The sequence below is a fragment of the Pectobacterium zantedeschiae genome, from assembly GCF_004137795.1.
Classification (GTDB): Bacteria; Pseudomonadota; Gammaproteobacteria; order Enterobacterales; family Enterobacteriaceae; genus Pectobacterium; species Pectobacterium zantedeschiae.
Genome location: NZ_NWTM01000001.1, coordinates 2,282,287 through 2,300,943, shown reverse-complemented (window position 1 = coordinate 2,300,943; position 18,657 = coordinate 2,282,287). Strand labels below are relative to the sequence as shown.

19 protein-coding genes and 1 other RNA gene are annotated in these 18,657 nt (G+C 49.7%); 10 read left to right on the top strand and 10 right to left on the bottom strand.

The features are described from left to right. The first annotated feature begins 6 nt into the window (after positions 1-6). Positions 7-1,293 (top strand): ammonium transporter AmtB, encoded by a 1,287-nt coding sequence (amtB, locus tag CLR69_RS10475; RefSeq protein ID WP_165345992.1) that lies wholly within the window; start codon positions 7-9, stop codon positions 1,291-1,293. 117 nt (positions 1,294-1,410) lie between these two features. Here the strand turns inward: amtB and tesB are convergent, their stop codons facing one another. After that, positions 1,411-2,274 carry an acyl-CoA thioesterase II gene (tesB, locus tag CLR69_RS10470; RefSeq protein WP_129712603.1) on the bottom strand — a complete coding sequence of 288 codons (864 nt, stop codon included), beginning with the start codon at positions 2,272-2,274 and terminating at the stop codon, positions 1,411-1,413. Between the two features lie 213 nt (positions 2,275-2,487). Between tesB and CLR69_RS10465 the strand changes: the two genes are divergently transcribed. After that, positions 2,488-3,069 carry a YbaY family lipoprotein gene (locus tag CLR69_RS10465; RefSeq protein ID WP_129712602.1) on the top strand — a complete coding sequence of 194 codons (582 nt, stop codon included), beginning with the start codon at positions 2,488-2,490 and terminating at the stop codon, positions 3,067-3,069. A gap of 19 nt (positions 3,070-3,088) precedes the next feature. Here the strand turns inward: CLR69_RS10465 and CLR69_RS10460 are convergent, their stop codons facing one another. Further along, on the bottom strand, positions 3,089-3,409 hold the full coding sequence (locus CLR69_RS10460; protein ID WP_129703359.1) for an MGMT family protein: 321 nt from the start codon (positions 3,407-3,409) through the stop codon (positions 3,089-3,091). A 185-nt stretch (positions 3,410-3,594) separates the two neighbouring features. Here CLR69_RS10460 and ffs point away from each other — a divergent pair. Then, positions 3,595-3,691, top strand: an RNA gene (ffs, locus tag CLR69_RS10455) — signal recognition particle sRNA small type. Between the two features lie 464 nt (positions 3,692-4,155). Here ffs and CLR69_RS10450 read toward each other — a convergent pair. The 6 genes from CLR69_RS10450 to CLR69_RS10425 form a co-directional block, all read right to left on the bottom strand. Beyond that, positions 4,156-4,359, bottom strand: a complete 204-nt coding sequence (locus tag CLR69_RS10450) for an HHA domain-containing protein (protein ID WP_005976087.1) — start codon at positions 4,357-4,359, stop codon at positions 4,156-4,158. 53 nt (positions 4,360-4,412) lie between these two features. Further along, complete coding sequence (tomB, locus tag CLR69_RS10445) at positions 4,413-4,781, bottom strand: Hha toxicity modulator TomB (RefSeq protein WP_005976089.1); 369 nt, start codon at positions 4,779-4,781, stop codon at positions 4,413-4,415. Between the two features lie 596 nt (positions 4,782-5,377). After that, the gene (gene ykgO, locus CLR69_RS10440; RefSeq protein ID WP_005976091.1) at positions 5,378-5,521 is read right to left on the bottom strand and encodes a type B 50S ribosomal protein L36; all 144 of its coding nucleotides are present in this window, start codon (positions 5,519-5,521) and stop codon (positions 5,378-5,380) included. Between the two features lie 17 nt (positions 5,522-5,538). Then, positions 5,539-5,787, bottom strand: coding sequence for a type B 50S ribosomal protein L31 (locus CLR69_RS10435; RefSeq protein ID WP_129703361.1), 249 nt, complete (start codon positions 5,785-5,787; stop codon positions 5,539-5,541). Between the two features lie 237 nt (positions 5,788-6,024). After that, positions 6,025-9,153 carry an efflux RND transporter permease subunit gene (locus tag CLR69_RS10430; RefSeq protein WP_129712601.1) on the bottom strand — a complete coding sequence of 1,043 codons (3,129 nt, stop codon included), beginning with the start codon at positions 9,151-9,153 and terminating at the stop codon, positions 6,025-6,027. A gap of 28 nt (positions 9,154-9,181) precedes the next feature. Then, positions 9,182-10,375, bottom strand: a complete 1,194-nt coding sequence (locus tag CLR69_RS10425; RefSeq protein WP_129712600.1) for an efflux RND transporter periplasmic adaptor subunit — start codon at positions 10,373-10,375, stop codon at positions 9,182-9,184. A 165-nt stretch (positions 10,376-10,540) separates the two neighbouring features. Here CLR69_RS10425 and acrR point away from each other — a divergent pair, with 165 nt between their 5' ends. Next, positions 10,541-11,182 (top strand): multidrug efflux transporter transcriptional repressor AcrR, encoded by a 642-nt coding sequence (gene acrR / locus CLR69_RS10420; protein ID WP_129703367.1) that lies wholly within the window; start codon positions 10,541-10,543, stop codon positions 11,180-11,182. 45 nt (positions 11,183-11,227) lie between these two features. On the opposite strand, the gene rsmS is transcribed toward acrR, so the two are convergent. Then, complete coding sequence (gene rsmS / locus CLR69_RS10415; RefSeq protein WP_129712599.1) at positions 11,228-11,407, bottom strand: pleiotropic regulatory protein RsmS; 180 nt, start codon at positions 11,405-11,407, stop codon at positions 11,228-11,230. A 37-nt stretch (positions 11,408-11,444) separates the two neighbouring features. After that, positions 11,445-11,981 (bottom strand): primosomal replication protein PriC, encoded by a 537-nt coding sequence (gene priC, locus CLR69_RS10410; protein WP_129703371.1) that lies wholly within the window; start codon positions 11,979-11,981, stop codon positions 11,445-11,447. Positions 11,982-12,188: 207 nt separating this feature from the next. Between priC and CLR69_RS10405 the strand changes: the two genes are divergently transcribed. The 6 genes from CLR69_RS10405 to htpG all read left to right on the top strand — a co-directional run bounded on the left by CLR69_RS10405 (position 12,189) and on the right by htpG (position 18,538). Further along, entirely contained in the window at positions 12,189-12,584 is a 396-nt protein-coding gene (locus CLR69_RS10405) for a DUF454 family protein (RefSeq protein ID WP_129712861.1), read from the top strand. 219 nt (positions 12,585-12,803) lie between these two features. Further along, positions 12,804-13,358, top strand: a complete 555-nt coding sequence (apt, locus tag CLR69_RS10400) for an adenine phosphoribosyltransferase (protein ID WP_129712860.1) — start codon at positions 12,804-12,806, stop codon at positions 13,356-13,358. A 74-nt stretch (positions 13,359-13,432) separates the two neighbouring features. After that, positions 13,433-15,505, top strand: a complete 2,073-nt coding sequence (gene dnaX / locus CLR69_RS10395; protein ID WP_129712598.1) for a DNA polymerase III subunit gamma/tau — start codon at positions 13,433-13,435, stop codon at positions 15,503-15,505. 40 nt (positions 15,506-15,545) lie between these two features. Next, positions 15,546-15,875, top strand: coding sequence for a YbaB/EbfC family nucleoid-associated protein (locus tag CLR69_RS10390; protein ID WP_005976112.1), 330 nt, complete (start codon positions 15,546-15,548; stop codon positions 15,873-15,875). After that, on the top strand, positions 15,875-16,480 hold the full coding sequence (gene recR, locus CLR69_RS10385) for a recombination mediator RecR (RefSeq protein WP_014914551.1): 606 nt from the start codon (positions 15,875-15,877) through the stop codon (positions 16,478-16,480). Before CLR69_RS10390 ends, recR begins: the two co-directional genes overlap by 1 nt. A gap of 174 nt (positions 16,481-16,654) precedes the next feature. Beyond that, the gene (htpG, locus tag CLR69_RS10380) at positions 16,655-18,538 is read left to right on the top strand and encodes a molecular chaperone HtpG (RefSeq protein ID WP_167483400.1); all 1,884 of its coding nucleotides are present in this window, start codon (positions 16,655-16,657) and stop codon (positions 18,536-18,538) included. Positions 18,539-18,657: the final 119 nt, after the last annotated feature.

Sequence of the window (18,657 nt, the reverse complement as noted above, 5' to 3'; positions counted from 1 at the left end):
ATGAAAATGAAAAAACTACTCTCTTCATTAGGTCTCGGTGTGGCGGCATTACTCCCGTCCTGGGCAATGGCTGCAACACCGACGATTGATAAAGCGGATAACGCTTTTATTATGATTTGTACCGCGCTGGTACTCTTTATGACTATACCGGGCATCGCACTGTTTTACGGCGGCCTGATTCGTTCTAAGAACGTTCTGTCCATGATGACGCAGGTGAGCGTAACGTTCGCGATGGTCTGCATCCTGTGGGTGGTTTATGGATATAGCCTGGCCTTCAGTGAAGGTAACGCTTTCTTCGGTGGTTTCAGTACGTTTATGCTGAAAGGTATCGGGATTGAGTCCATCAGCGGCACCTACTATCAGTTTGTGCATGTGGCTTATCAAGCTTCCTTCGCCTGTATCACCGTGGCGTTGATTGTCGGAGCGATCGCTGAGCGTATTCGTTTCTCTGCTGTACTGATTTTTGTTGGATTGTGGTTGACCTTCTCCTACCTGCCGATGACGCACATGGTATGGGGTGGTGGCTATCTGGCTGCGGATGGGGCGTTAGACTTTGCTGGCGGTACGGTTGTTCACATCAACGCCGCTGTCGCTGGGTTGATTGGTGCTTACCTGCTGGGCAAACGCGCTGGTTTTGGTAAGGAAGCCTTCAAACCACATAACCTGCCGATGGTGTTTATCGGTACAGCGATTCTGTATATCGGCTGGTTTGGTTTCAATGCGGGTTCTGCGGGTGCTGCGAACGGTGTCGCTGCTCTGGCTTTCCTGAATACGGTTGTCGCGACTGCCGCTGCGATTCTGGCATGGGTTGGCGGTGAGTGGTTGGTGCGTGGTAAACCTTCTCTGCTTGGGGCGTGCTCTGGCTGTATCGCAGGTCTGGTGGCAATCACGCCAGCGGCGGGTACGGTTGGCGTGGGTGGTGCATTGATCATCGGTCTTGCTGGTGGCGTTGCTGGTCTGTGGGGCGTAACAGTACTGAAAAGATGGCTGCGTGTGGATGACCCATGTGATGTATTTGGTGTTCACGGCGTGTGCGGTATCGTTGGTTGTATCCTGACAGGGGTATTTACATCGGCATCGCTGGGCGGAACTGGCTATGCAGAAGGTGTGACAATGGCGCACCAGGTTTGGGTTCAGCTGTTTAGCGTGATTATTACGCTGGTGTGGTCTGGCGTGGTGGCATTTGTCGCCTTCAAGGTTGCGGACATGATCGTCGGTCTGCGTGTACCTGAAGAGCAAGAGCGCGAAGGTCTGGACGTCAACAGCCATGGCGAGAGCGCTTACAACCAATAAGTAAGACAGTTCAAAAGCAGTGAACAGGCGTGGAGGAAACTCCACGCCTGTTTTGCTTTACAGCTAAAGCTATTCAAATGGCGTTGTTTTCGCTATGCAATAGGTCTGTCAGCAGATTTATTGCTGGCGGCGACGCATGACCCCTTCCTGCACGCTGGATGCAACCAATACCCCTTCCCGAGTATAGAATTGCCCACGTACGAAGCCACGAGCACCGGATGCGGACGTGCTTTCCACGGTATATAACAGCCAGTCGTCCAGCCGGAAATCACGGTGGAACCACATCGAGTGATCGATCGTGGCAACCTGCATACCCGTCTCCAAAAAGCCAACGCCATGAGGCTGCAAGGCGGTAAGTAGGAAATTGCAGTCAGACGTATAGCCGAGCAGATATTGGTGAATGCGCTTATCGTCCGGCAGTGTGCTGCTGGCACGGCACCAAACGTGTCGTACAGGCTCGTCTACTTCGCCCTTTAGCGGGTTATGGAATTTAACCGGGCGCATCTCAATCGGGCTAGCCTGAATAAACTTATCGCGAAAGCGGGGCGGCAGAAGATGCTGCATGTCTTGCGCGATTTCCTGCTCGGATTTCAGCGCTTCTGGCGGTGCGACATTTGGCATCACATTTTGGTGCTCAAACCCTTCCTCATGACTTTGAAATGAGGCAGTCATATAAAAAATGGGACGACCGTTCTGGATGGCGCTAACACGGCGAGCGCTGAAACTGTTGCCATCACGCAGGTTTTCAACGTCATAAATAATCGGTTTCTGGCTATCGCCGGGTAACAAAAAGTAGCTGTGAAAAGAGTGAATATTGCGCTCGACAGGAACGGTCTGTTTCGCGGCCGACATGGCCTGGCCGACGACTTGTCCACCAAAAACCTGGCGCAGCCCCAAATCATCGCTTTGCCCGCGAAATAGCCCTTCTTCGAGTTTCTCTAAATGAAGGAGGTCGAGAAGGTGTTGTAGTGGTTGACTCATGGTATCGGCCTCAGTGGATGCGAATGGCTGGTTATCTGTTTGTTTTGTAATGTGTAAAATGTTTTATTATGGCTTTTTCACCGCAATAAATATGTGATTTTCAGGAAAAAATCAGAATTTTGCACCATCATTATTGTGTTTATTGAATCATACTATTTATGAGTGCCGGTCTTCGATGCCGGTAGTCTGACAATAATAAAGGAGACTGACCGAATGAAATTATGGCATATCTTAGGCGGTATCACGTTATCGATGACTCTGGTTGCATGTGCACAGAGGGGTGATTATGGCGTTTCTCCTCAGACTGGTGCACCTGTCACCAGTGTTTCTTCAGCGCGTCCGGCTGTCGCGATGCCAGCGGTAACTGGTACCGTGAATATTCGTCAGCGCATTGCGCTACCTCACAACGCAGTTTTGACCGTTACAGTGTCTGATGCATCGCTGGCAGATGCGCCTTCTAAAGTTATTACTCAGCGCGTAACGCGTACAGAAGGGAAGCAGGCTCCTTTCCAATTCGAATTACCGTACAACCCAGCTGATATTCAGCCTAACGCGCGCATCTTACTCAGCGCAGCGGTTGCGATCGATAACCGTATCGTAATGGTGACGGAGAATGTCTTGCCAGTCATCAGCAACGGAGTAAATAACGCCGATCTGGTATTGGTGCCTGTCGCTTCTGTTCCCTTACCAGCGAAAAATCAGGGCTCAATGATATCTAACCCAACAAATCAGACTCCTCATATGCTTCAGGGGCAGCCCGATTCGTCATCTATGGCTCCGCAGCCAATCTGGTAATTTATCTGAATACGCGCCGTTATGGCGCGTATTGCCAGCGATATTTAGCAAGATCAATCTTTCCCTGACGATTGAAAATCACCCCTTCTGCCTGTAGTGCAGATTTCTGGCGTACATAATCTCCACCAGCCAGCGATATTTCGCCTTTACGGTTGATTACTCGATGCCAGGGGAGTTTGCTGTCTTTCGGCAGGCGTTTTAGCACACCGCCGACTTGTCTTGATGCTCTGGGCGAATCAGCAAGCTGCGCGATGTCGCCATAGGTCGCTATTTTTCCGTACGGTATTGCCGCGACGATTTGAAAAACTCGCTGGCGAAAATTATCGTTTTCTTCTGACATCCGAGGATGTTCCTGCTGTTTCTAAATCGATGAAACATCATAGTGGCATAGTAAGGTGAGTAAGAAAACAACGGTTAGTCTGGGTTAGCTTGCAATTGCCTATCTCATCACCGATAATGCCCACCGCTTTGTAGCACGCTGTAGTTACCATGTGTAAGCTGTTATAAAGTCGTCAATGGAGGCCCTGTCGGTTCTCCCGCAACACTAACCTGTGGACTCGGTCAGATCCGGAAGGAAGCAGCCGCAGCAGGAGACGTGTGTGCCGGGATGTAGCTGGCAGGGCCTCCACCAATTCTGCCTCTGTATAACTTTTTATCGTCAGGCTGTGACTTTCTCTTCTGCTTATCGACCTCGTGTTTCTGCCATACACTCAACATTTTCGCATACATAAACTCAGTGCCGTCATTCTCGGCTTAACAGGCATCATGCACTGCTTTTGCTTTCTTCAGGGAGAAGACTACATATCTTTACTTACCGAGTAATAATTGCGGTAATTATTACGACCTCTGTTTTTCATCAAGAGATATACCATCCGTATGTCATCTATCGATGCAATTGTTATAAACGATAAGTGATGGGGAATAAGCGTGGAGCGAGAAGGGTTTTGCATTTTTACTTAATATTAAAAATACAATTTGTTACAAGTCTTACTTAATTAATGCGTTAAAAATATAATAAAAACAAAGGCCGATAATATTATCGGCACAGTGTATTTAATGTCAGTTTTTGTATGCGCTCGTTAGAAATTAACGGACATATCGCCATACTGCAGTAGGAACTTTGTCGTAGAGTTTGTTCATCGTCAACTCAGCCAGACGATGATCGGCTGCAGAAAAGAACATCTCTAGTTCATCATTAGAGAGCTCATACTTGTTTTTTTCAATAACGCGTTCGAGGGTGTCAATGGTTGTGCATTTACGCAAACGCATCAAATAGTCGATTTTTTTCATAATGGCCTATGCAAACAGTACCTGGTGGTTAAAAAATATAAATAAATTATTGCTTAAGTTTTAGCAGGCGTACAGACGTTCTCCCCTGAGAACATTCCGAATAATTTTGCTTTGGACTTCTGCCAACGTCGTAGTTCTGCATCATTAATACCATAGTTGCTAAACAAGACGTACGTATCATCCAAATACTTTTCAACCTGCTCTGAAAGCTCACTTTCGTTAGGGTATTTTATTTTAAATGTGAGAATAAACGTAGCGATATGCTCAATAAGTTCATTTAATTGGAGATTGATCGCAGATGTTGGATCATTGACCCAGCCGTGACTGCTATCGCCTAACGTAGCTATGCTTTCATCACACAGATTCTCACATAAGAATCTGAGTTGGGCAATATCATAATGTTTTGGTGTGTACTCATCCATATCAATCCCTCCGTTAAGCCGTTATTCAGTGTTACTGCGGTTAACACCTGGTAAACAGGTAGACTGATGAAGCCTGCAAGATAAAGACATTAGCATTGTTTCGTATTCATGCTGTTACAGGTAATGCGTTGACGATTGTGATTTGTTCAGCAATGAATGAGACAACAAAGATTTTTTCACCTCCTACTATCTACTATGTCGCGAAATAGGGTCGGCGTAAATACCAACATATCATGACTTAACCTTAAGTATAGCTCTACCATGTTGGTGACGATTACGTCATTCTATATATGACTATAGCAAAAGCGTTCGTAAAGTTCGCGGGTAATAGATAAGGTTTTCATTGCTATTTATTTTGATTAAATCTCAGATTTTTTGTTGTAACAATGAGCATAGAATAAACTCGGCTGCGGTTTATTTAATTATTTCTATCTGAAAATATGAGGAATGACAGAAGTAATGCGACGGGATTTTTCAGTTGATAAGGTGAATTGTTTTTCGTTATCTTATTGTTTCAGAAGTTTTTTTATGAAAATAATCCCGAGCGGTCTTGTTAGTGTCGCAACGCAGACCGTACGGGATGAACCTGGAAAAGATTAACCTTTTTTCTTTTTCCCGCCTTGTACTGCCTTAAAGCGCGGGTTGGATTTACATATAACGTAAACTCGTCCGCGACGGCGGACTACTATACAATCTTTATGGCGATTTTTTGCTGAACGCAGCGAACTAAGAACCTGCATTTAATAACCCTCTCTGATTACTTGAAGAAGTTCCCAAAACGCTGCTGGAAGCGCGCCGTGCTACCTTCTTTGGAATATTCTTTTTGCTTCCCGGTGTAATAGGGATGCGATGCCGAAGAAACGTCGATGGTGACGTAAGGGTAGTTGGTGCCCTCAAGCTCAATCGTCCGATCGGTTTTAATGGTTGATCCAGTTCTGTAATAGACATCTGCGCTGGTATCATGAAATACCACTGTGCGATAGTCAGGGTGAATACCCGGTTTCATATCTACCTCAATTGTTATGTTATAACATACAAAGCATGTTGCGCTTTTTTAGCATCAGGATCAACCATTATGTTGTGGCGAGATATCTGTACTCTCTACGTCACTATAGATATGGGTAAGAGACAAACCAGGACAGCGCGCTGTTTGGCACGGATTAGTCGTAATGTGAAGGTGGTGAGGGTGGGGCGTAAAAAAGGCCGCTAGGCGGCCTTTTAGGATACATCTCTGGGGATGGTTTTAGTGTGCTGTTGTGTCGTCTGCTTTCTTGCCAAAGCGGCGGCGGACAACAACAAAGAACACTGGAACGAAGAAGATAGCCAGCACGGTTGCGGTAATCATCCCGCCCATTACGCCAGTACCAACAGCATTCTGTGCACCGGAACCTGCACCACTACTGATTACCAGCGGCATTACACCGAGGATAAAGGCAAGTGATGTCATCAGGATTGGGCGCAAACGCATACGAACGGCATCGAGCGTTGCTTCTATCAGTCCTTTCCCTTCTTTTTCCATCAGGTCTTTAGCAAATTCGACAATCAATATGGCGTTCTTCGCGGATAGCCCTATGGTTGTCAGCAGGCCCACCTTAAAGTAAACGTCGTTTTCAAGACCTGTCATATTCGCTGCAATCAATGCACCGATGATCCCTAATGGAACAACCAGCATGACGGAGAACGGTATTGACCAGCTTTCATAAAGTGCTGCCAGACATAGGAACACGACAATCAATGAAATGGCATAGATTGCAGGAGCCTGGTTGCCTGATAACCGCTCTTGATAAGACATACCCGTCCATTCGTAGCCGATACCTTGCGGTAATTGGGTGACGAAACTTTCCATCAATGCCATGGCTTCACCAGTACTCTTACCTGGAGCGGCTTCGCCCTGTATCTGCATGGATGGTTGACCGTTATAACGCTCCAGACGCGGTGAACCGTATTCCCAGTGGCTCTGCGTGAATGCAGAGAATGGCACCATTTGTCCGTTACTACCGCGGATGTACCAGTTTTTGATGTCATCTGGCAGCATACGGAAAGGCGCATCGGCCTGAACGTAAACTTTCTTCACACGGCCACGATCGATAAAGTCATTCACATAAGATCCACCCAGCGTTGTTGCCAACGTAGAGCTGATATCCGACAGTGACACACCAAGCGCCTGAGCTTTTTCCTGATCGATATCAAGACGGAATTGCGGTGTATCTTCCATCCCGTTAGGACGAACTTGTACCAGCGTATCAGGGTGTTGTGCAGCCATGCCGAGTAACTGATTACGTGCTTCAGTCAGTTTTGCATGACCAAGGTTAGCCTGGTCAATCAACTGGAAGTCGAAACCTGTTGCTGTACCCAGTTCGATAATCGCAGGGACGTTGGCCGCAATCACGATAGCTTCTTTATACTGACTGAAGACCGCGTTAGCCCTGCCAGCAATCGCCTGGACTTTATTCTCCGCACCGCTTCGTTCACTCCAGTCATTCAAGCTGGCGAAGGCCAAACCGGCATTCTGCCCACGACCAGAGAACCCAAAGCCCGTCACAGTAAATACAGACTTGACGTTATTTTTCTCATTTTCGAGATAATATTTCGTCATTCTGTCCATGATTTTCTGAGTGTTTTCCTGCGTCGCACCTGAAGGTAGCTGAACAATGTTCAGGAGAACCCCTTGGTCTTCATCCGGTAGGAAGGACGTTGGTAAACGTAAGAACAACAGTGCCAGACCCACAACAATCAACAGATAGATGACCAGATAACGGCCAGTGCTGCGCAGGATATTCGCCACGCTGTCGGTGTAGTGGTGCGTGCTCTTCTCAAACAGCCTGTTGAACCAGCCGAAGAAGCCTGTTTTTTCACCGTGATCGCCTTTGGCGATTGGCTTCAGAAGTGTTGCACAAAGCGCTGGCGTTAAAATCAACGCGACCAGAACCGACAGCACCATCGCAGAAACGATTGTGATGGAGAACTGGCGATAGATTGCCCCAGTAGAACCACCAGTAAACGCCATCGGGACGAATACAGCGGACAGAACCAGTGCAATACCGACCAACGCGCCCTGGATCTGCTCCATGGAGCGTTTGGTTGCTTCTTTAGGCGGTAGACCTTCTTCCGCCATGACACGTTCTACGTTTTCCACGACGACGATGGCATCATCCACCAGAAGCCCGATGGCGAGAACCATCGCGAACATCGTCAAGGTGTTTATGGAATAACCAAACGCAGAGAGGATTGCAAACGTCCCCAGCAAGACGACTGGCACCGCGATGGTTGGGATCAGCGTGGCACGGAAGTTCTGCAAGAACAGATACATGACCAGGAATACCAGTACGATGGCTTCTACCAGCGTTTTCACCACTTCGTTGATCGAAATCTTAACGAACGGCGTTGTATCGTACGGGTAAACGACTTTCAGGCCGGAAGGGAAGAACTCTTCCGCTTTGGTCAGCGCATTTTTTACTGCGGTTGCCGTATCCAGCGCGTTCGCGCCTGTTGCCAATTTGATACCGATACCAGCAGCGGGCTTACCATTGAAGCGCGCGATAACGTCGTAGCCTTCTGCTCCTAGCTCAACGCGTGCGACGTCTTTAAGGCGAACCTGAGACCCATCAGCGTTAACTTTCAGCAGTATTTTAGAAAACTCCTCTGCTGAATTCAGACGGGTTTGCGCAATGATTGAGGCGTTCAACTGCTGCCCGGGAACCGGTGGTGCGCCCCCCAATTGCCCTGCGGCGATCTGGTTATTTTGAACTTTGATCGCGGCTGTGACATCACCGGCAGTTAACTGATAGTTATTCAGTTTGTTCGGATCCAGCCAGATACGCATGGCGTACTGGGAGCCAAACAGCTGCGCGTCACCGACACCGGATGTACGGCTGATCGGGTCTTTAACGTTAGCAGCCACGTAGTCAGCGATATCTTCCTGCGACATTTTACCGTCTTCACTAATGAAGGCGGCAACCATGAGGAAGCTGCTACTTGATTTCTGAACGTTAACCCCTTGCTGCTGTACTTCCTGCGGCAGCAGCGGCATGGCCAGTTGCAGTTTGTTCTGCACCTGAACCTGCGCGATGTCTGGATCGGTACCAGCGTCAAAGGTCAGCGTAATCTGAACCGTACCAGAGGAGTCACTGCTTGATGACATGTACATCAGGTTATCGATACCGTTCATATTCTGTTCGATAACCTGCGTAACGGAATCTTGCAGCGTTGATGCATCGGCCCCTGGATACGTTGCTGTTACGTCAATCGCGGGTGGTGCGATCGTCGGATACTGGGCAATGGGTAACTTAACAATTGCCAGCAACCCCGTCAGCATCACCATGATGGCGAGTACCCATGCAAAAATGGGTCGATCTATAAAAAACTTAGCCATGAATTGTACCGGCTCCTGTTAGAACGTCTTAAGACTTCGCGGGTTCTGCTGACGCTTGCTGCGCCTGCAGATTTTCTGGAGCGACTTCTTTAACTTTCACCTGCGCACCGGGTCTGATTTTTTGCAGACCAGTGAGGATAACGCGGTCGCCCGCTTTCAAGCCTTCGGTAACCAACCATTTGTCACCAATTGCTTTACTGGTTTTAAGCGCGCGAGGTTCTACTTTATCGCCTTCCCCAACGACCATCGCCGTAGCTTGACCACGTGGATCGCGGGTGATTCCTTGCTGAGGAACTAACAGTGCCGTTGGGTTAACACCGGAATCGAGGCGAGCTCGTACAAACATACCAGGCAGCAGGTTATGCTGTGGGTTAGGGAAAATAGCGCGCAGCGTGATGGAACCGGTGGTTTCATCTACGGTTACATCAGAGAATTCCAATGTCCCCGCTTCAGCATATTCGGTACCGTTTTCTAACAGCAGGCGAATATTCGCTTTGCCTTGATTTTGTTTCAGCGTGCCGTTTTCCAGCTCTCTTTTCAGTTGCAGGAAATCATTACTGGACTGTGTGACATCAACATAGATTGGATCAAGCTGTTGTACGGTCGTTAGTGCCGTTGTCTGGCCAGTGGATACCAATGCGCCTTCCGTGACCGTGGATTTACCCACGCGGCCTTCAATTGGCGAATTAACTTTGGTGTAGGCCAAATTGATTTGCGCCGTGTCAACTGCCGCTTTGGCAGCCTGAACGGCGGCGTCAGCCTGACGAGAGGTGGCAACAGCCTGATCGTAATCCTGCTTGCTGACGTAATTGGTGCCCAGCAGCGGTTTATAGCGGTTAACCGTCAGGCGGGCAATTTCTGCCTGAGCTTGTGCCTGAGCAAGTGAGCCTTTGGCGCTATTATAATTTGCCTGGTATGTTGCAGGATCGATCTGATATAGCGATGCACCAGCTTTAATGTCAGATCCTTCAACAAAGTTGCGCTTGAGGATAATACCGCCAACCTGTGGGCGAACCTCTGCAATGCGGTAAGCACTTGTACGGCCTGGCAGCTCGGTCATAACATTCAGTGCTTCCGTTTTCAACGTAACAATACCCACTTCAGGCATCTGCTGTTGTGCGCCGCCTTGCTGATTATTGCCGCCATCACATCCTGCAAGCATTAAGCCGCCAGAAAGCATCAGAACTGCCGCCAGAGGCGTTAGCCCTCTGTTTTTGTTCATAGATAAACCTCAAGTGTCCGATTTGAAATTGACCAATGGATCACAAGCTTAAAAACCCATTGCTGCTATAGTCTTATGTTCGTGCTATGTTACATACATACTTGAATGTATGTAAATCTCACTTTCCTTCAAATACAGCGATATGGCACGAAAAACCAAATTATCATGGCACGAAAAACCAAAAAACAGGCTCAGGAAACTAGGCAACAGATACTGGATACTGCGTTAAGGGTGTTCTCTGAGCATGGTGTGTCTGCGACTTCATTGTCTGACATTGCGACTGCTGCTGGTGTGACCCGCGGTGCTATTTATTGGCATTTTAAGAACAAAGCCGAAATTTTTGATGAAATCTGGGTTCTGGCAGAGTCAAAGATCAGTGAGTTTGAAATAGAGTATCAGACAAAATTCCCTGATAATCCACTCCGCGTGATGCGTGAATTATTGATTTATATGCTGCGTTTAACCGTTAGTGATACCCACTGGCGATCTATTATGGAGATCGCTTTTCACAAATGTGAGTTTGTCGGTGAAATGTTGCAATCGTATAATGCACGCAAAGAGCTTTATCTTTCCTGTTATGTCGATATCGAAGAAAACCTGATTGAGTGCATCCGCATGGGAATGTTGCCGATGGACATTTATCCTCGTCGTGCCGCGATTGCGTTGCGTGCTTATTTTTCCGGCGTGATGGAAAACTGGCTATTTATGCCGGAAAGTTTCGATCTCGATCAGGAAGCGCCAGCGCTGGTGGATGCCTTTATCGATATGCTGCATTTTAGCCCTTCGTTACGCAAACCCGCTGAGTAAGTCGTGGTTCGATGCATTAAAATCTCTTGTCTTTAAAACGCTGAGCTATTTACCTTGGGTGGAGGATTCAGCGTTGCTTTCTTCTTGCGAGAGCTTTTTCTCAAAATCGGTACGCACCATTGCCAACGCGGCTAGTACGATACGCGGTTCGATTTTGTTTTCTTCCAGCAGCATAATCAAATCGACCGCCAGCTTGACTTCGGGTGGTGCGTTTTCAAGTGACATGAATCAGTTCCTCTTCTTTCTCGGCTAAGCTATCGCGCTACAATCCTTGCTCCCGACGTTCGATCTGACGTTCCAGGCGTGTCAGCGCCTGACGGCAGCGTGACAGCCGTCCTTCGAGCGCGGCCAGCTCTTTTTGCAACCGCTGTTGCTCGCTGAAAAGCGTCTGTGTAAGGAGCAGACTTTCTCTATCCTGAATCATAGAAAGCAAACGGCGTTCATAATCCTGATGTTCCGCCAGCTTGTGATATACATCTTCCTGCTGTGGTACGGCGCTTTGCTCTTGTCTGCGCAATGATTGTGTCGCCAGTTCACGCTGTAATGCGGCTATCTGCCTGACCAATTTTTCCGCCAGAAATGCCACGCGATCGGTGCGCTGTTCAGCGACAAGCTGTTTTATTGCGTGCAGGTTTTGTTCAACTTCGGCGCGATAGTCACGCAGCCTGGTGCCATAGCTGCTAAAAAGCTGACGATCAAAGCGCGATTGCGGTACTGCTTTATCCGCCAGCGGCTCAAGCTCTTTCGCCAGCGTGTTAATTTGTTGTTCAAGTACCAGCAGCAATTGATGCGTATTCACTTTTTTCCCTTACGGTAAGGCTGATAGTTCAGCGAGTCGCCACCAGTAGATCGATACAGTGAGTCTACGTCGCCTTAATACACTGCATGAGGATATCTTAACTAATTCATCGGGCAAGGTGGTGATAAAGTGTGATGGGCATTGTCGTAGACAAAGCATGTTGAGTAGACAAAACATATTGGTAGCAAACAAGGTGTAAAGGTGAATATGTATCGCGTGTTGCTGATTATATTGGGGTGGGTTTCCGTTGTGCTGGCAACGTTGGGTGTCGTATTACCTTTATTACCGACCACTCCATTCTTGTTACTGGCCGCCTGGTGTTTTGCCCGTTCGTCCCCGCGTTTCCATGATTGGTTACTGTATCGCTCCTGGTTTGGCAGCTATCTGCGCCACTGGCAGCAACACCGAGCCTTGCCGCCGGGAGCAAAATGGAAGGCCGTCACCATGATTTTGTTGACGTTCGCGCTGTCACTCTGGCTGGTTAAGCTCGTCTGGGTCAGGATCTTGCTGTTAGTCATTTTGACTATTTTGCTGACCTTTATGCTTCGTTTACCCGTGATTGATCCAGAACAACAAACGCAAAGCGCGAATCCGAAAAGATAGCGCAAACGGCGGCCTCCGTGACGGGTATACAAAAAATACCCACCCAGAGTGCGGATGGTTGCATTTATCCGTCACTTTGACTAGATTTGAGCGTTTTCGTGCGCGGGTCGCCATTTTCCTCTTTGTCATAATGCCTCTTCATCACACATCATGCGATGATGAAAGCCTTGTGGTGACCGGCATTTGTATGTTCAGAACGTTTTATCAGGCACAACTATGATGACCGTAACAGCGCAGCAGCAGGCAGAATTAATTAAAAACAGTATCAAAAGCATTCCCGATTATCCGAAGCCGGGGATACTGTTCCGTGATGTCACCAGCCTGCTGGAAGATCCTGTGGCCTATGCGGCCAGTATTGAGATGCTGGCGAACCGTTATCGCAACACTGGTGTGACTAAGGTTGTCGGCACAGAAGCGCGTGGTTTCCTGTTTGGCGCACCGGTTGCTCTGGCACTGGGGGTAGGTTTTGTTCCCGTGCGTAAACCGGGCAAGCTTCCACGTCCGACGATCAGTGAAAGCTATGAACTGGAATACGGTTCAGATACGTTGGAAATTCATGCCGACGCTATTTCTGCTGGCGATAATGTGCTGGTGATTGACGATCTGCTGGCAACGGGCGGTACGCTTGAGGCCACCGTGAAACTGATTCGTCGTCTGGGTGGTACGGTGAGCGATGCCGCTTTTATCATCAATCTGTTTGATCTGGGTGGTGAGCAACGTCTGACTGAGATGGGTGTGGCCTGCTATAGCCTGGTTGACTTCCCCGGTCATTAATCATAACAGTCTCGCCGATAGCGGCGTGGCTGTGTTAGCATGATCGCCTCAATAACTCGACTGTTGCGGTATTGATGAGCTATCAGGTTCTTGCCCGTAAGTGGCGTCCCCAAACGTTTACCCAAGTTGTCGGTCAGGAACATGTCCTGACCGCGTTGGCTAACGGCCTTTCCCTAGGTCGAATTCATCACGCTTATTTGTTTTCTGGCACCCGCGGTGTCGGGAAGACGACGATTGCCCGTTTGCTGGCAAAAGGGCTGAATTGCGAGCAGGGTGTGACGGCAACGCCGTGCGGCCAGTGTGACAACTGCCGAGAAATCGAACAGGGCCGTTTTGTCGATTTGATTGAAATCGACGCCGCTTCTCGCACTAAAGTCGAAGACACGCGCGATCTGTTGGATAACGTGCAGTATGCCCCCGCGCGTGGGCGATTCAAGGTGTACCTGATTGACGAAGTACACATGTTATCGCGCCACAGCTTTAATGCGTTGTTAAAAACTCTGGAAGAGCCACCTCCACACGTCAAATTCCTATTGGCGACCACCGATCCGCAGAAACTGCCGGTGACCATTTTGTCGCGCTGCCTGCAATTTCATCTCAAAGCGCTGGATGTCGAACAGATTCGTGCGCATTTGGAACAGGTATTACAGGCGGAAAATCTCGTTAGCGAACCGCGTGCGCTACAACTCTTGGCGCGTGCTGCCGATGGTAGCTTGCGTGATGCCCTGAGTCTGACCGATCAGGCGATTGCCATGGGGCAAGGGCAGGTGACGACCGTTTCAGTCAGCCAAATGCTGGGTACGCTGGACGATGAACAACCGCTGGCACTGATTGAAGCGTTGGCGAAAGGCGATGGTGGGCAAGTCATGTCGCTGCTCGATCAGGTAGCGGCACGAGGCGTGGACTGGGAATCGTTATTGGTGGAAACCCAGACACTGTTACACCGTATTGCGATGGTCCAACTGCTGCCTGCGGCGTTAGGCGATGATTACGCCGCAGTTGAAGCCCGTATGCGAGAGTTGGCGCGTGCGCTGCCACCAGCAGACGTACAGCTTTACTACCAGACGATGCTCATTGGCCGCAAAGAGCTGCCTTTTGCACCAGATCGTCGGATGGGCGTTGAAATGACGCTCCTGAGAGCGTTGGCGTTTCACCCCAGTCAGATTATTGCCGAGCCTGTAGGACCCGTCAGCACCGTTCCTGTTCAGGCTGCGCGCGTGACTTCTATCCAGCCTCCTGTGCAGCAGCCTGTTGCTACCGCATCGTCGGTGACTCGTGCGTCGATGCCACAAAACACGGAATTTCATGACGACGTGCCACCGCCATCTTATTCTCCCGAACCGCCGATGGATGTTTCCGCGTATGCCCCGCCGTTAGGGGAACCGCCTGTTTCTGCCGATTCTGCGGATCAGCATAGTGGGAGCGAACTGCCTGATGCGACTTCTCAGCTGTTACAGGCGCGCAGTCAGCTCCTGCGAAAACAGGGGAGTACGCCACCAAAAAAGGCTGAACCGGCGGCGTCTGACAATACGCGGCCGGCAACCTCAGCGCTGGAGCGATTGGCCTCAGTGACTGAGCGCAGCATTCAACGGCAAAACGCGAAAACGTCTCCTTCTGAGCCTAAAAAGCCAGAAGCCTATCGTTGGCGGGCACAGAATAAAGTCGACGAAGAGAAGGTCGATGTGACGACGCCAAAAGCTCTGCGTTCGGCACTAGAGCACGAAAAAACGCCGGAACTGGCGGCACGGCTGGCGGAAGAGTCATTAGAGCGGGATCCATGGGCGGCGGAAATCCATCGCCTGACGCTGCCAAAGCTGGTACAACAGCTGGCACTCAATGCGTTTAAAGAGAGTGAAGAAGCAGATAAAATCCATTTACATCTGCGTTCATCTCAGCGGCATCTGAATTCGCCTGCGGCGCAAAAGACGCTGGGGGACGCATTGACGGCTCACTACGGGCATCCTGTAGAATTACTGATTACTGAAGACGACAACCCTGCGGTGCGAACGCCGCTGGAGTGGCGTCAGGCTATATATGAAGAGAAGCTGGCGCAGGCGCGTCAGTCGATTCTGGCCGATACAACGATTCAAACGCTGCGGCGTTTCTTTGATGCGGAACTGGACGAAGAAAGTATCCGCCCTGTTTAACCGCTGCGAGTGCGCAGCCCGACGTGATAGAGAGAAAACTATGTTTGGTAAAGGTGGAATTGGCAACCTGATGAAGCAAGCCCAGCAGATGCAGGAAAAAATGCAGCAGATGCAGGAAGAAGTGGCAAATCTGGAAGTCACGGGCGAATCGGGCGCAGGTCTGGTGAAAATCACGATCAACGGTGCGCATAACTGCCGTCGTGTTGAGATCGATCCCAGTCTGATGGAAGACGACAAAGAGATGCTGGAAGATCTGATCGCTGCGGCGTTCAACGATGCTGCTCGTCGCATCGCTGAAACGCAGAAAGAAAAAATGGCATCGGTTTCCAGCGGTATGCAATTGCCGCCGGGCTTCAAGATGCCGTTCTAATGCAGACCAGTCCGCTTCTTGAATCATTGATGGAAGCGCTGCGCTGCCTGCCGGGCGTTGGGCCCAAGTCGGCGCAGCGCATGGCGTTTCAACTGCTGCAACGTAACCGCAGCGGAGGTATGCGTTTAGCGCAGGCGTTGACGCGGGCGATGTCCGAAATCGGCCACTGTAGCGATTGTCGGACATTCACCGAGCAGGACGTTTGTGCAATTTGTTCGAATCCGCGTCGACAGCAAAATGGGCAAATTTGCGTTGTAGAAAGCCCGGCTGATATTCATGCGATCGAACAGACGGGGCAGTTTGCCGGTCGTTACTTTGTGCTGATGGGGCATTTGTCGCCGCTGGATGGTATTGGCCCGGACGATATTGGCTTGGGACGGTTGGAAGAACGTCTGCAAGTTGAGTCGATCAGCGAAGTCATTCTGGCTACCAACCCAACGGTAGAAGGTGATGCCACGGCGAACTATATCGCTGAGCTCTGTGCGCAACACGGCGTGATGGCCAGCCGCATTGCACACGGTGTGCCCGTCGGCGGTGAGCTGGAAATGGTGGATGGTACAACGCTTTCCCATTCTCTGGCGGGTCGTCAGCCTTTCCGGTTTTAATCTGTCGGCTGTCAGCGTCACTCTCTGGCAGCCACAGTCTTCTTTTTTCTCCCACCATTTTCGTCATTCGCTGAAATTTACCCCTTGAAATCATCTTGGTTTATCCCCACCTGCTACTTATCGTCAGTTTAATCAGCCTGAATAATATTAGGATTGAGGTAAGCAACAATGAGTATGAAAGGCCAAGAAACTCGCGGGTTCCAGTCCGAAGTTAAGCAACTCCTGCATTTGATGATCCATTCGCTTTATTCCAACAAAGAAATTTTTCTGCGTGAATTGATCTCCAACGCCTCCGATGCGGCAGACAAGTTACGTTTCCGTGCGTTGTCTACGCCAGAGCTGTATGCGGGCGACGGCGACCTGCGCGTACGCGTGTCTACGGATAAAGAAAAACGTACTCTGACGATCTCTGACAACGGTATCGGCATGAACCGTGACGAAGTCATTGATAATCTCGGTACAATTGCGAAATCCGGCACCAAGGCTTTTCTGGAATCCATGGGTTCTGATCAGGTTAAAGATAGCCAACTGATTGGCCAGTTCGGTGTGGGTTTCTACTCCGCCTTCATCGTTGCAGATAAAGTGACTGTGCGTACCCGTGCTGCGGGTGCAAATGCCGATCAGGGCGTGTATTGGGAATCGGCCGGTGAAGGTGATTACACCATTGCCGACATTACTAAAGACGATCGCGGAACGGAAATCACTCTGCATCTGCGTGAAGGTGAAGACGAGTTTCTGGATGATTGGCGTGTGCGTTCCGTCATCAGCAAATACTCCGACCATATTGCGCTGCCGGTAGAAATAGAATCCCAGACTGAAAGTGAAGAAGAAGGTGGTGAGTCCACCGTTAGTTGGGAAAAGATTAACAAGGCACAAGCCCTGTGGACGCGCAGCAAATCTGAAGTCAGCGATGATGAGTACAACGAATTTTATAAGCACATCTCCCATGACTTTACCGATCCGCTGAGCTGGAGTCACAACCGTGTAGAAGGTAAGCAGGAATACACCAGTCTGCTCTATGTTCCTGCTCGTGCGCCGTGGGATATGTGGAACCGCGATCATAAACACGGTCTGAAATTGTATGTTCAGCGCGTCTTTATTATGGATGACGCCGAGCAGTTCATGCCGAATTACCTGCGCTTTGTTCGTGGCCTGATTGATTCCAACGATCTGCCGTTGAACGTTTCTCGTGAGATTTTGCAAGACAGCCGTGTGACGCAGAACCTGCGTAATGCACTGACTAAACGTGTGCTGCAAATGCTGGATAAACTGGCAAAAGACGACGCGGAAAAATACCAAACGTTCTGGCAACAGTTCGGCCTGGTGCTGAAAGAAGGCCCGGCGGAAGACGGTAGTAACCGTGAAGCGATCGCGAAACTGCTGCGCTTTGCCACCACGCAATCCGACAGTTCCGCGCAGACGGTATCGCTGGAAGATTACGTTAGCCGGATGGTGGAAGGTCAGGACAAAATCTACTACATCACCGCAGACAGCTATGCAGCGGCGAAGAGCAGCCCACACCTAGAGCTATTCCGTAAGAAAGGTATCGAGGTATTGCTGCTGTCCGAGCGCATTGACGAATGGATGATGAGCTATCTGACCGAGTTCGATGGCAAATCCTTCCAGTCTGTTAGCAAAGCGGATGATACGCTGGACAAACTGGCTGATGAAGAAAACGATGCGCAGAAAGAAGCACAGAAAGCACTGGAGCCGTTTGTTGACCGCGTGAAAACGTTGCTAGGTGAGCGTGTTAAAGATGTACGCTTCACGTACCGTTTGACCGATACGCCTGCGATTGTCGTGACAGATGCCGACGAGATGAGTACGCAGATGGCGAAACTGTTCGCCGCAGCGGGCCAACAGGCACCGGAAGTGAAGTACATCTTTGAACTGAACCCAGAACACGCGCTAATTAAACGTGCCGCTGATGTTTCTGACGATGCTGAATTTGGCGAGTGGGTTGAGCTGCTGCTGGATCAGGCTTTACTGGCCGAACGCGGTACGCTGGACGATCCGAACCAGTTCATTCGTCGTATGAATCAGCTATTAAGCGCCTGATATTGATGCCCTTCAGACCCCGGTTTCAACCGGGGTCTCCCTCGATTTTTACGTATCCTTCCTCTGATGAGGGTTTCTTCGTCTACACTGAATGGCAACATTGGGCAGGCGGCAAACCG